At 46.4% G+C, this 13189-nt stretch carries 10 protein-coding genes and 1 tRNA gene; 5 read left to right on the top strand and 6 right to left on the bottom strand.

All coding sequences use genetic code 11. From position 1 onward, the window contains the following. Positions 1-215 precede the first annotated feature (215 nt). Positions 216-1517 carry a GGDEF domain-containing protein gene (locus tag ACSF8W_RS11235; protein ID WP_500847424.1) on the top strand — a complete coding sequence of 434 codons (1302 nt, stop codon included), beginning with the start codon at positions 216-218 and terminating at the stop codon, positions 1515-1517. A 114-nt stretch (positions 1518-1631) separates the two neighbouring features. Further along, positions 1632-2612 carry a Gfo/Idh/MocA family protein gene (locus tag ACSF8W_RS11230; RefSeq protein WP_500847423.1) on the top strand — a complete coding sequence of 327 codons (981 nt, stop codon included), beginning with the start codon at positions 1632-1634 and terminating at the stop codon, positions 2610-2612. 85 nt (positions 2613-2697) lie between these two features. On the opposite strand, the gene ACSF8W_RS11225 is transcribed toward ACSF8W_RS11230, so the two are convergent. The 4 genes from ACSF8W_RS11225 to ACSF8W_RS11210 all read right to left on the bottom strand — a co-directional run bounded on the left by ACSF8W_RS11225 (position 2698) and on the right by ACSF8W_RS11210 (position 6794). Next, the gene (locus ACSF8W_RS11225; RefSeq protein WP_500847422.1) at positions 2698-4068 is read right to left on the bottom strand and encodes an SLC13 family permease; all 1371 of its coding nucleotides are present in this window, start codon (positions 4066-4068) and stop codon (positions 2698-2700) included. A 650-nt stretch (positions 4069-4718) separates the two neighbouring features. Then, positions 4719-5390: a SanA/YdcF family protein gene (locus ACSF8W_RS11220; RefSeq protein WP_500847421.1), complete on the bottom strand. Its 672-nt coding sequence runs from the start codon at positions 5388-5390 to the stop codon at positions 4719-4721. A gap of 152 nt (positions 5391-5542) precedes the next feature. Next, a tRNA-Pro gene (locus ACSF8W_RS11215) sits at positions 5543-5619 on the bottom strand. A gap of 161 nt (positions 5620-5780) precedes the next feature. After that, positions 5781-6794, bottom strand: coding sequence for a ribonuclease T2 family protein (locus tag ACSF8W_RS11210; RefSeq protein WP_500847420.1), 1014 nt, complete (start codon positions 6792-6794; stop codon positions 5781-5783). A 503-nt stretch (positions 6795-7297) separates the two neighbouring features. On the opposite strand from ACSF8W_RS11210, the gene ACSF8W_RS11205 reads away from it, so the two are divergent. The 3 genes from ACSF8W_RS11205 (at position 7298) to ACSF8W_RS11195 (ending at position 9751) form a co-directional block, all read left to right on the top strand. Further along, on the top strand, positions 7298-7606 hold the full coding sequence (locus tag ACSF8W_RS11205) for a hypothetical protein (RefSeq protein ID WP_500847419.1): 309 nt from the start codon (positions 7298-7300) through the stop codon (positions 7604-7606). A gap of 412 nt (positions 7607-8018) precedes the next feature. After that, positions 8019-8909, top strand: a complete 891-nt coding sequence (locus tag ACSF8W_RS11200; protein ID WP_500847418.1) for an ABC transporter ATP-binding protein — start codon at positions 8019-8021, stop codon at positions 8907-8909. Further along, positions 8906-9751: an ABC transporter gene (locus tag ACSF8W_RS11195; RefSeq protein WP_500847417.1), complete on the top strand. Its 846-nt coding sequence runs from the start codon at positions 8906-8908 to the stop codon at positions 9749-9751. Before ACSF8W_RS11200 ends, ACSF8W_RS11195 begins: the two co-directional genes overlap by 4 nt. Before the next feature lie 150 nt (positions 9752-9901). Here ACSF8W_RS11195 and ACSF8W_RS11190 read toward each other — a convergent pair whose 3' ends face one another. Together ACSF8W_RS11190 and ACSF8W_RS11185 are read right to left on the bottom strand one after the other, a co-directional pair. Next, positions 9902-10105: a helix-turn-helix domain-containing protein gene (locus ACSF8W_RS11190; RefSeq protein WP_500847416.1), complete on the bottom strand. Its 204-nt coding sequence runs from the start codon at positions 10103-10105 to the stop codon at positions 9902-9904. A 100-nt stretch (positions 10106-10205) separates the two neighbouring features. Further along, a complete protein-coding gene (locus ACSF8W_RS11185; RefSeq protein ID WP_500847415.1) occupies positions 10206-13040 on the bottom strand; it encodes an Hsp70 family protein in 2835 nt (944 codons plus the stop codon). Positions 13041-13189: the final 149 nt, after the last annotated feature.

Here is a 13189-nt window from a genome sequence, read left to right as displayed (position 1 = left end):
TTGAAATACATCAAAACAACAAATAAGATAATTATAAATAAGAAATGTCGGTGTGATCTCGTTGCACTAAGAATCCGTTTGGTATGTGCAACTCATTCTGATAGTGTCATCAAATTGTAATATATGCTTATAGCGTGTAGTACAGATGCAGACTGTTTCTGTTAATTTACATGGTTGTTTTAGGTGTCAATAAGTTGTCATGAGTAGGTATTTCAATGGATAAGTTGCGCCGTCATTTGCGGCATACTGCTTACGCATTATTATCCTTTTCTTTTTTTTCCTATCTGTTTTATGCGTTAGGCGGTTTTGATAAAGAATACAGCATCAGTGCGAAGAACGCGTCGGTAAAGTATATTGATGATCGTACTCAGGGGGGCAATACCGTATCGGAAATCGATATCAGTGGGCAATCATTGGTATTGAATTGTGATATGGGTGATAAAGGTCAGTGGCCTTATTGTGAAATAGCGATTGATTTATCCAAGACCACAAAAGGGCTGGATTTGAGTGATTTTCACTCCGTCGGTATTGATGTGGATTACTTTAGCGCAGTGGAAGGCGAACGAATTCGTATTTACTTGCGTAACTTTGATCCTGCGTATTCGAGTCAAGAGGATCCTGTCTCACTTAAGTTTAATGCGATTGAATATGCGCCGGGGATTGACCAAGGCTTAACCGTGATCCCGCTAGACGCGTTTCAGGTTCTGTCATGGTGGATTGCTGAATATGAACTGCCGATTGAAACATCGGGCCCGCAGTTTAATAACATCCTACAGATTGAAATTGCGACGGGCAGTTATGTAAAGCAAGCGCATTACACCCTCCAATTGAACCGTTTAGTCTTTTACGGTGAATGGGTGAGTGAAGAGTTGTTGTTACGCATTAACATGGCGTTGTGGGTATTAGCGGCCGCCTGTTTCTTGTTTGTGGAACGCCGTCGTTTGAATGTACAACTCAAAGAAATGGTCGCCAAAGCGGAATTCTTAAAAGATGCCAATGATAGTTTGCATGAACAGTCATTGAAATTTGAAGAGTTGGCGTATACCGATAATTTGACGGGTGCGCAAAATCGCCATGCTGTCGACTGTTGGTTAAAGGAAATTTTAGCCTTCTCAACATTGAACGGCCACGCTTTTTCTATGGCATATATTGATATTGATTATTTCAAGAAAATCAATGATACCCATGGGCATCGTATCGGTGATGAAATTTTGAAAGAGTTCGCTCGGGTATTGAACTTACGCGCCAGAAAAACGGACGTGGTTGTACGCTGGGGCGGGGAAGAGTTCATCGTGTTCTGTCCTGCGACGGATCTTCGCGGGATCAAAGAGTTCGCCGATATGATCCGGACGATCATCGAAAGTTATCAATGGTCAAGTGATCTCACGCTGACATGCAGTGTTGGGGTATCGGAATACATTTCAGGCGAAAGTATTGATAATTTTATTCAGCGTGCTGATCTCGCCCTGTATAAAGCGAAACGACAAGGGCGCAATCGCGTCGAGTCTATGGTGTGATGAGTCTTTAAATAGAACCAGCCCTTGTGGCTGGTTTTTTTATATCGCGGATTTTTTATAATGGCAGCATGATTGATTTGATACACTGCCAAAAAACAAACGAAGGAAGCACGCATGATCCGTTTAGGCATTATTGGCACCAACTGGATCACCGATCAGTTTATTCGTGCAGCATTAGCGACTGGTCAGTATTCACTGAATGCGGTGTATTCACGCACCATGGACACGGCGCAGCAATTTGCGCAAAAGTATCATGTCACACATTGCTTCGATGCTCTGGATGCCATGGCGGCATCGGGAGAGGTGGATGCGGTGTACATTGCCAGCCCTAACTCGCTGCATGCCGAGCAGGCGCGTGTTTTTCTTAACCATCAGATCCATGTGATCGGTGAGAAGCCGTTAGCCTCAAACATCGCCGAAGTGGAAGACGTAATTGCGTTGGCTCAGCAGCAAGATGTGGTGTTATTTGAAGCGATGAAAACGCCATACACCCCTAATTTCGAGGTGATTCGACACGCCTTGCCAAAATTAGGCCGCTTACGCAAAGTGTCTTTTTCGTATTGCCAATATTCTTCTCGTTATGCTAAATACCTGCAGGGCGAGAACCCGAATACGTTTAACCCTGCGTTTTCAAACGGTTCATTGATGGACATTGGTATCTACCCATTGAGTGCGGCTATTAGCCTGTTTGGGGAGCCAAATAGTATGACGGCGCAAGGTGTCCGGTTAGATTCTGGTGTCGATGCCCATGGCACACTGGTGCTGCATTATCGCGACTTTGATGTGACGATCAGCCACTCTAAAGTCAGTGATGGTTATATCCCGAGTGAAATTCAGGGTGAGCAGGGCACATTGCTGATCGATTTTATTTCGGAATGTCATGGTGTGCATTTACACCGTCGCGGTGAACCTGCCGTGAATCTAACGGTTGAACAAGATGAGAATGCCATGGTGTACGAAGCGGCTGAATTTGCCCGTTTAGTGCAGAGCAAGCAAAGTGCTCACGGCGGGTTAACCCGTACACACATTGTGAGCGCAATAATTACGCAAGCACGAGAAATCATGGGTGTGCGATATCCGGCGGATGACTTATAACGCTTAGCGGATTAGTGGCGATTAGTCGCAATGTAGGAATAAAACAAGGTGGCGAAAGGCCACCTTGTTGGTTTATGTGTACGTGTTACCAGAACAGGTAAGCCATCACGGACAAAGCGCCAATACAGGCAAGGTTTAAGTAAATCCCGACCTTCATCATCTCTGTTTGCTTGATGTGGCCAGACCCAAACACAATGGCGTTTGGCGGGGTCGCCACGGGCAACATAAAGGCACAAGAAGCCGCAATCGCAATCAAGGCAGACAGAATCACTGGAGAAACACCGAGTGCTTCTGCCACGGTCGCAAAAACTGGCACTAACAACGCGGCACTGGCCGTATTACTGGCGAATTCTGTTAAGAACACGACAAAGGCCGCGACCACCAAAATGGTAAAGAACAGGCCAGCTTGTGCCAGGAAGCTCCCTAAACTGTGTGCCAAGAACACGCTCGTTCCCGTCGCTTTTAGAATGTTACTCAGGCAAATACCCCCACCAAAGAGTAATAGCACCCCCCAATCTGTCGATTTCTCAATGTCTTTCCATTGCACAACGCGAGAGGCGCCCAACATGACAATGGCAGACAGGGCCACAAGCGTATCAAATTTACTGAACCCACCCAGAAAGGCATTGATCGGTTTACTGAAGATCCAAAGAAAGACGGTAATGGCAAAAATAGCCAGTGTGATCAGCTTACCGTTGCTCCATGTGACCGGTTTATGATCAAGCTCAAAGGTGTGTTTCAGGTTGGGCTTGAGGATCATGTACAGCATGAAAACGGTCAGCGGTAACAGGGCCAATGAAATAGGCACACCAAAGGCCATCCATTCGGTAAAGCTCAATCCGACCTCTGCTGCAGCAATGGCATTCGGTGGGCTACCCACAATGGTGGCGATCCCGCCGATGCTGGCACAGTAGGCGATCCCTAACAGCACAAAGACGTAGGTGCTGCGTTCGCTTTTCGCGTTCACTTTATTCAGGACACCGAGAACCAGTGGCAACATCATCGCGGTTGTTGCGGTATTACTGATCCACATGGAGAGCACGGCGGTGACGCCAAATAGCATGAACACGGCGACAGACATACGGCCTTTGGCGATCAGGAGCACTTTATCCGCGATAGCTTTATCCAACTCTTGCCGATGCAAAGCGGCTGCCAGAGCAAAGCCCCCTAAGAATAAGAAGATAATGGGATTGGCAAAATTACTTAATGCTTGCGGGGTTTCAAAAATACCAAAGCCGATAGCCAGAAGCGGGACAAGGATAGCGGTGATGCTGACATGCAGGGCCTCTGTCAGCCAGAGCACAGCAATGAAAACTAAAATACTGAGTCCTGTGACGACATTTTGCTCAAACGGTAAGGTATTTAACAGCACAAGAAATAACGCGATATCAGCGAGTAATATCATGCTTTTTTTATCAAACAGCCATTTTTGTATTGTCATGGTCAGGGTAGTCATAGTGATTCCTTTGCTTGATTATAGTTATTGTAGGGCCATGTATTTCCTTGGCTAACACAGTGAATGCTAACAAATGTTTTGTTTTTGTTAATTGACTGCTTTCTTGTTGTGGATATTTCGTGTCGAAAATTTTTAGTGCTGTGAGCTGAGTAGAATTAATGGTGTGAGCGTATCTTGTTGTTATTTCAAATACGCATAATAGGCTGGTGATGTCGTGCGGTATGTAGGATACATATCTAAAAGGCATGAAAAGGAATGTATATTTCTGTGATGTGAGTCTAATACTTTTTATTTGTTATTATGGGCGTATTCTGCTTAAAGAGTGGCTTGGTTATTATAGAGTCATTCAAGGATGATGATTACTATAATATAGGCTAGGGAATGGATAAAAAACAACGTGTTATGCGACAGCGCGTTCAGCGTGACGTGCAGACTCACATGCGCAGCGTGCGTGCGAAGTTTATGCGGTCATTTGGAACGGCAGAAAAGGCGGAAAAACAATAATATGCGATGGTGATAGTCGTATATCAATGAAAGCCACTGAAGGACAGTGGCTTTCTTATTTTCATGATGGTCATTTAGCAAAATGCAAAACAGTGCATAGAAAAAAGAGGGGGCCAATATTGTGATGATGGCAACGTGTCCATGCGCTATTTATCTGATAACGGACTTTCTGACTCAGGCGGTGTGATCGGCTCTTTGGGGCCTAAAAACTTTGGCTTCATATCAAGAATGTAAATATCCATGATGGCTTTAATGCGTGCGAGCACTTCGCGCGTGCGAATTTTTAATCCTGCAAGGCCCTTAGGTTCCGGCACGGCTAAACAAATGGCATCAATGTTATTGTGATCGGCGATAAACAACGCCCGTTCACAATGAAAGCGTTGTGTAATGATCACAAAGTGATCGGCATCGAAGACGCGTTTTGCTCTGACAACCGAATCTAATGTTCTAAATCCTGCGTAATCTAACACGATGTTCTTATCCGGTATGCCGGCTTTGAGTAAATCACGTTTCATTGTCCACGGTTCATTGTATGACCGGTGGGCGTTATCTCCGCTTAGCAGTAAGACGTCCACTTTATCCTGCTGGTATAGGGTAATGGCGGCATTAATACGGTACTGGTAGTAAGGGTTTAAGGACTTAGCGATATATTTGCTGGTGCCGAGTACTAAACCAATGGAACGCGAAGGGATCTCGGCCGGGGAGTCAAAAATGCGTGATGAAGCCTGCGCTGAAAGCCACCGGTCGACCAGTAAAATAGAGGCGACCAGAACAATACAGACCACTGCACTCAAACGGAAAAAATTCAGCAGCTTCATAAAAACCTAGAAACAAACAAAAATAGACAGTAAGCCTAAGTATACTACCTTAATTATCTGAAAATGTTGTGTAAAAAAGTCGTCAAAAAACAGCAAAGCGTGATGAAGGGAAGGTGAGGGATAGTTCAGTAATCATTCAACAAAAAGCCCTTTGGTCGGACATACTGGATTCGAACCAGCGACCCCTACTCCCCCAGAGTAGTGCGCTACCAAACTGCGCTAATGTCCGCCAAATGGCTTTTTATTCATTGCGTTAGCAACTTACCGGATCAGTGTACAAGAGGCCGAATAGAATGCAAGAGAGGGAATATGAGAAATCATACCGACATCCCATATTCAACATTTAGCGGTAGGTAACTGTGCAAAAAAACAGCCGATGTTTTATTGCCCTTACTCTTCAATATGGATAGTTGCTGAGCAATTACCGCGGAAGTTACGGGTTGTTGGGCCTGCTGTGAGTTTTTCTTGCAGCGAAGAATATCGCTCAAAATCATTACTGAGGTTAATGCGCACTTCTTGCAGGTAGCGTTTCTTCAAGCAAGAAAGCTGGATGCGTTGAGTCGCTTCGCGCCCTAATTGCTTGGTTAAAGTGCGCTGAAAATCCACCACGGTCACGGAATCCCCCATGTGCGCCTTTATATATTCACCGATCGGTGAACTGTCCACTTGCTTGACCAGTCCGGCAGCGAGCAAGAAATACGCATCATCATCACGGGTTTGGCAGGTGCCATGCTTTTTCCATTGGTAAGCTCCGAAGTCTTTTTCATAATAGAAATTAGGCATCCACGGGGCAATTGTGTTGATAGTGCTAGGTGACAGAGACATTTTGTTATTGGGGGCGCAGTGACCGTATTTGATGCCACACGCACGCTTATTGGGCCACAAACCGTGAAGCGTCATATTGTGGATAGTGCGCTGTCCTTTTGCCATGGCGACACATTCTGGTTTTTTCGTTTTGCTGTTACTGTGTTCACAAAACCCGGGTTGCCAACTGACAGCAAGCACATAGGAGTCATGTAACCCTTTGGTTGTACATTGATTTTCATTAGATGTTCCTGTGCCTGAAGCCGCGCCTGATGCGGTATTATTGGCTTTGTTCTTACCGCTGCCGACAGGGCTAAACGCAGCGTTACCACAGCGTATATTGACCCAGCGCGTGTTAGGTGTGGCGTCTGGCACGCGAATTTGTACCCAATCCCCATTCACCTTATTGAGGAATAAGGCCTGATATTTCGTCCCAATGTGGGTGTTGTGGGCGCCGGGGTTACTTTTTTTCTTGATGGATTGATAAACCGGGCAGGTGTCTGTCGCGGTAAAGTGTCCGTCTATTTTCACCGAAGCCAGTGCAGGGGACGCGATAAAATAGCTGAGAGATAAAATGAAGATGCGAATGAGTGTATGCATGGGAGTTAGGCAATTTATTATCAGAATCAAAATATGAACCTATTATACACGAGTCTATGCGAGGTCTGGTTATACGTGAGTGCCAGTCAGGGGCTGGCGGGTAAGTTCAGCAGTATATTGTCTTTATTCCAAATGTAGCACACCCTGAGTTGCCAAAGTGAAAACTCTGAACCAAACTACTGGTATATGCATCTCTCAATGCCTTTCAGTGTGCGATTCAGTGGATGATAGATTCGATAAAATTTAAGTTCACTTACTTGGAAACAAGAGGTATCATCGGCGCATCTGCCTTGTGTGGTCTTCAGCTATTGCCACAACCCTTGCTTTCAAACGAATCAGTGATCTGCATCGTATGTGGTTCAATATTACAGAGATTTTCTCTCTCGATTGAGATAATTTTATTCGTCATCATTTTCGATCGCCGTGTGCGGCATTACATCTGTTTATTGGCTTATGCTAAGCCTGTCGCACAATCATGGTATTCGGTTTAAGAGGTAATATTCATGGATAATTTTGCAGCTGCTGAAAAAGCATTGTCAGCAATGCTTAAAAACGTTGATACAAAAACAGGTTCAGTGAAAGAGGAGCGTGCTGACTACCGTCAAATGCTGATTGATTTCGCTGATGAAGTACCAGGTCGTCAGAAGGCTGTTATTAAGCGTATGCCTATTCATAAGATTAATAATCTTATTGCGGTACTTCATGAGTTTAAAGACGAAGCGCGTCAGGCACGTATGAACGAAATTCTTGCTCAAATGGAAAAAGACGGTGTACACCCTGAAGAATTACTTGCATTCGAAAAGGGCGAGTAATACCCAATAGCTTGCATACAATGCGTGTCAATCCTGTTTATTTGACAAGCAATAAAAGCAAAACGCGACTCGTAGGGAAAAATTCTTAGCCATTCTTTTTCTTACTCTTATGCGTATTCTTATTTCAAGATGTACTTGCTTTGACAGTACCACTTGAGATTGACTTATTTGCGTCGCTTTTGTTGTGCAATCCGTCATCCCCGATAAACACGCTGCGATCTGGCAGAATAAATTATCCTACCTTTTTAGTGTGCCAAGGGATCTTGGCGCACTTTTTTTGTATGTCGTTTGATGGCGATATTGCTCATTGTTATGGGAGGGACTTAACACTTTCCCTTTACTGATATCATACAGAGACAATGACAATATACACGACGGCGTTTAGGATAAATCTTTAAACGTGCGTGAATGAATGGCACGCATGCTTGTGAATAAAAGGCAAAATACCGTGGAAACCTTGATTCAATCACACCAGTTGGGAAAGTCGTACGGACACTTTCGTGCATTGATGGGTGTTGACCTTCAATTACAAGCGGGACAAGTGCTGGGGTTACTGGGTCACAATGGTGCCGGTAAATCAACGCTGATCAAAAGCCTGCTTGGCGCTCATGATTATGAAGGCACATTGTCGGTGTTTGGTGTAGAGCCACAAAAACACCGTGTGACTATCGTGCAAGATCTCGCTTATATATCGGATGTGGCTTTATTGCCAGAATGGATGACGGTAAAGCAGATCATTAAATATATGGCGGGTGTGCATCCAAAATTTGATGCAGACAGGGCGTACCAATATCTAGCCAATACAGACATTCAGCCAAAGGTGAAAATTGCTCGGCTTTCTAAAGGAATGAAAGTGCAGCTGCATTTGGCGTTGATTATGTCATCAGAGGCGCGCGTGCTTATTCTTGATGAACCGACGTTAGGGCTTGATTTACTCTTCCGTGAACGTTTTTATCAGCAGTTAATGACGTGGTTTCAGCAAGGGGAGCGCGCATTAATTATCGCAAGCCATGAAGTGAATGAAATTGCCCATTTACTGACGGATGTGTTGATGCTTAAACAGGGTAAAGTGGTGTGTGAAGGCCCATTGGCGCAAGTCACGGCACGCTATGCCAAAGTTGATGTACCGATGGACAAAGTGAAAATGGCAGAAACGGCCAAGCCGTTATTGATGCAATACGGGGAGAAAGGCGCAGTGGCGTATTACGAGGATGCTCGACCAGAGAAACTGGCGACGCTCGGTGTGGTTTCTTGCCCGACACTGGCTGAAATCTTCATTGCTGTTCAGCAGGTGGCATCATGAAAACATTATTAACCTTGCTGGAAAAAGAATTATGGGAATATCGCATTGTCGTTAAACTCCCGCTATTTCTTGCGCTGTTTGCGGTGTTGAATTTTGCCTTTGTGATGATGGGCGATAATGTGACATTTTCTATTCAATCAAGCGGTAATGGTGTCATTGATTGGGGGTTAACCCAAGATGGCTTTGCGGGGTTAATCGGTAAGCTAAATGTACTGATTGCCGGTATGCTATACCTCATCTTGTTTATGATTTATGTGCCGAAAACGCTACGTAAAGAAAAACAAGAAGGCAGCCTGATGTTTTGGCGCTCCATGCCTGTGTCTGACCATTTAACCGTCGGGGCGAAACTCCTCTTTATTTTGGGTGTGGTACCGCTGATTGCTTCTTGTTTGCTTATCTTCTCCGATCTGGTGGTGTGGTTACTGGCTATGCTGTGGCTACCGGCAGATATGATGCAGTCTATGCATATCTCGTTATCGGGTATTGCGCTGCATTGGGGGCAGTTTATGGGCACATTAGCCTTGATGAGTCTGGCATTATTGCCATTGGCATGTGGGTTATTGGTGGTGTCACAGTTGACGCGGTACCCATTGTTGACCGTGATGTTTGTGATTGTCATTATCAAAATTGCCCTTTTCCAAGCGACGGGCAGTGGCGAGTTAGGCCGTCAATTGACGGAAATCTATTGGTTGCCGGTCGACATCCTTATCAGCGGTTCTGCGCTTGATGCTTACCTCGCATTTGGTGTCATTGCGAATGGATTGATGCTGGTGGCGGGAATCGCGTTGTATTTTGTGACCTGCTGGTTACGCGGCCGTGATGATGCGACAAAAGCGGTCTGACAGTGATGAGAGGGGATTATTGTTGGATTGCTTTAGTGGCTAATCCCTACTGAATATCCCACATATCGCATATAAAAATTAAGACAAAAAAACGGAGAATAATCGTATTATTCTCCGTTTTTTTGTATCTATTGATCGCTTGGGCGACAGCTAAGCGGCAGCAATGTTCTGAAGATATTGAACCTCACGCTTGTACTTGCGTACATTGCGTGACAGGGTACCTTTAGGGACATCAAAGCGTTTCTCAGCTTCATAGCTTGAGAGGCCTTCAAAAATCACGGCCTCGACGGCTACACGCTGGTTCTCAGATTTAAAAATCCGATCCGCAATAATCTGGTATTGTGTACGGTTCATATAATACTCGCTAGACAAAATTTCAAAGCAATGTGCTAAGGAATAAAAAATTCGTTCTCATTTATGTCTTCGAGAGTACCAGCCGAACCCTAACAGAACCTTAATCGATTAAGCGTAATCCTGTTGGTAAGGCATCCCCGAATACCCGCTTTGTTTCGCTTTCCGTTAATACCTTCACGGTTGATACCATCTCAATCCAGCTTTCCGGTACTTTGCTTGACTGCAATTTTTTCAATACTGCCTGACGGTTAGCGTCATCAACATCCAATGTACGGTCTCCCGTCATGCGACACATCATGACCGCCGCAAAGGCAATGTTGGGATCTTTACGCCAATCAAAATCCATTAACTCAGGTAAACAAAAAGCGATATGTTGCGGTGTGAGCAGGTTGTGCGCACTGCCAGAGAATGGACTACGGGTCGCGATACGACCAATGGCCCACCAATGGGCTTGCGCATATTGAGTTTTTTGTAAACGACCAAAAATCCATTCAATTAACTGCAGCTTTTTATCGAACGGAATATTTTCCAATGACGCCGCCAAACGAACCATGTCTTCGTAACTGCGCTCCTGCATCTCTTTGGCAAGCTTGCTGTCACGCGTGGCACTTGGATTGATGTACTTCGCGATGTCTTTGTAGATCACCAACTGCTGTTCTTGGCTGAGGCCGCCTGCAATACGGCGCCAGAATGTCCACCAGTCGCTCCAGGTTTGCGTGTTACTCTCAGATTGGATGCCGTGCTGATACAGTGCCCACACTTGCTCCATACGCCACTCATCGGTGGGGTAACCAAAGCCCGGACGTAGGGCAAAACCTGTGAGTTTAAGCCAATTACGTTCGTGGATATCTGAACGGCGACGGCGTTTTTTACTCTCGAGCAGAGAATCCGCCAATGCACGTAAGCATGGAGTTTCCCAGTTATCACGTTTACCTAAGCGCTTTTCCAGTTGGTTACGCAGGGTTTTGATGGTGCTGGTGTCTGCGTTTTTGGTGCTGCCGCCATAGGCTTGTTTGACCAGCGCGATGGCGTCGTCCATGTGCGCGGGAAGGGCAGACTCGGCCAAGGTACCGTCGTGTTTGCCTTGGTTTAGCTTGGCAATGTCTTTACGGATCGCAAACTCCACTTTCCAACGCTTGTTTTCATCGTGCGTACTGACACATTCAATTTGCAGTGTGCCGACTTCGGTGAGTTGACAAGCCAGTGTCACTTCTTCGCGATCTTTTTGGTTCGCCGCTAAGTCTGCGCGATCTTTTTCGCTGTCTAATGTGGCGATGAATGGCGGCAGTGCCACAAAGCTGTCGGCTTCGAGGGTGTACAGACCGCCTGCTTGGGTATGGGTGTCATCGGTGGATGACATTAAATTAAAGCGAACCGGTTCACCTAATGTGAGGGCAAACTTTCGGTCTTTGAGGCGGATCTCTGTGCCTTCATCCAGCCCTTTCGGTAGGATACACAATCCTTGCTTAGCCTTCTTTTTGCCTTCTAACACCAAGAAGAAGGAGCGCGCTGAACCGCCACCAATTTTCAATTGTGCACCATGGCGGGCTTTGGCATAGGCCACTGCACCATAAGCCACCGCGAGATCCGGGTGCGGGTTGTTCAGTTCGATGACTGGTTTCCCGCGCCATTGCGAAAACGTGGATAGCACACGTTCAGACAATAAGGGACTATTGAACACGCCGCCATTCAACAGCACGGCCACCGGAATCGCAGGTTGCGATGGGGAAATGTTGACCCCTTGCGCAGCAAACGATTCACGACACACGGTATCGTGCAGATCGATAAATTGGGCGATATGCTTGCTGACGGCAGGATCGGCCGCATACGGCAACCCAAATTCCACCACGGCGGCTTGGCGTTGGTTAGGCTGATCAGTAAAGTCGGTTTGCGGGAAAAAACCATCCAGCGCCACGCGGTGGACTTCATCACGGGTAAGATCGACGCTTTTAGCCCCGCCAATGAGGCGAGAGCCACTACCCAGCATGGTCACTTTCGCGGTGTCTGGTGCATTGCCGGAGAGGAGTTTTTCTTTGACCTTGCGGGTTTGTTGGATCAATTTCGACAGGGCGGCCGCACTGAGCTTTTTATCGCTGCCATGCAAACGTTGTTCTGCCAAGTGAGCCAAGGCCAAGTCAATATTGTCACCACCCAGCATGAGGTGATCACCCACGCCGATACGATCCAGCGTCAGTTTGTCCTCTTTGGTGCCGACCTTGATCAAGCTGAGGTCAGTGGTGCCCCCACCGACATCGCACACCATCAGTAGGGGGATATCTTTCAGTAACACATCGGCTTGTGTTTTGTGGCTGGCATACCAGTCGTAACAGACCGCTTGTGGTTCTTCTAGCAGCAAAATGTTATCTAATCCCGCTAATTTCGCCGCTTCTAATGTCAGTGCGCGTGCCGCTTCATCAAACGAGGCCGGTACGGTTACGACGACTTCCTGCTCATTGAGCTTGTCGCTAGGGTGGTGGTAATCCCATGCTTGACGCACATGGTTTAAGTAACTGGCACTGGCAACAACCGGCGAGACTTTATTGATGCTGGCATTCGAGGACCAAGGCAGAATCGCTTCATTACGATCCACGCCCGTGTGTGACAACCAGCTTTTGGCACTGACCACTTGACGGCCTTCGACTTTCGCCCCCAGTTCACGGGCGAATTCGCCGATAATGGCGTAGCTGATATCGCCGCTGACTGGGTGGTGATCCCAAGGGAGAACCAATTGTGTGGGATCCATTTCGCCTTCTGCAGGGTGATAACGGAAAGAGGGCAATAAGGGCTTTCGGACGACTTCCCCAGGCGCGATGAGCTGGTCTATCTCAAAGAGAGTTATAGGACTGGACTCAAGGTCGTCAGAGATCGGGGTATAGGCGACAACCGTGTGAGTTGTGCCGAGGTCGATACCAACAAGAAAACGAGGGGAAGGCATGCGTTACTCCAGAGCAGATCGTTCGATGTATAGCGATTCGGAATGACCGATTTTAGCGATAGTATACCGCTGTATAGCAATATTCGCGGAGATAAATCTTTGATTTCAGTCTGCGTTTGTATCAAATGATGTCGATGTCATCACACCAT

The organism is Photobacterium sp. 270122K, from assembly GCF_059941365.1.
The sequence above is the reverse complement of the archived record's forward strand: the minus strand, read 5'-3'. Positions and strand labels throughout refer to the sequence as shown.

Coding starts and splice junctions, on each gene's coding strand:
- ACSF8W_RS11235 (WP_500847424.1), top strand. CDS start 216: ATGGATAAGTTGCGCCGTCATTTGCGGCATACTGCTTACGCATTATTA.
- ACSF8W_RS11230 (WP_500847423.1), top strand. CDS start 1,632: ATGATCCGTTTAGGCATTATTGGCACCAACTGGATCACCGATCAGTTT.
- ACSF8W_RS11225 (WP_500847422.1), bottom strand. CDS start 4,068: ATGACTACCCTGACCATGACAATACAAAAATGGCTGTTTGATAAAAAA.
- ACSF8W_RS11220 (WP_500847421.1), bottom strand. CDS start 5,390: ATGAAGCTGCTGAATTTTTTCCGTTTGAGTGCAGTGGTCTGTATTGTT.
- ACSF8W_RS11210 (WP_500847420.1), bottom strand. CDS start 6,794: ATGCATACACTCATTCGCATCTTCATTTTATCTCTCAGCTATTTTATC.
- ACSF8W_RS11205 (WP_500847419.1), top strand. CDS start 7,298: ATGGATAATTTTGCAGCTGCTGAAAAAGCATTGTCAGCAATGCTTAAA.
- ACSF8W_RS11200 (WP_500847418.1), top strand. CDS start 8,019: ATGGCACGCATGCTTGTGAATAAAAGGCAAAATACCGTGGAAACCTTG.
- ACSF8W_RS11195 (WP_500847417.1), top strand. CDS start 8,906: ATGAAAACATTATTAACCTTGCTGGAAAAAGAATTATGGGAATATCGC.
- ACSF8W_RS11190 (WP_500847416.1), bottom strand. CDS start 10,105: ATGAACCGTACACAATACCAGATTATTGCGGATCGGATTTTTAAATCT.
- ACSF8W_RS11185 (WP_500847415.1), bottom strand. CDS start 13,040: ATGCCTTCCCCTCGTTTTCTTGTTGGTATCGACCTCGGCACAACTCAC.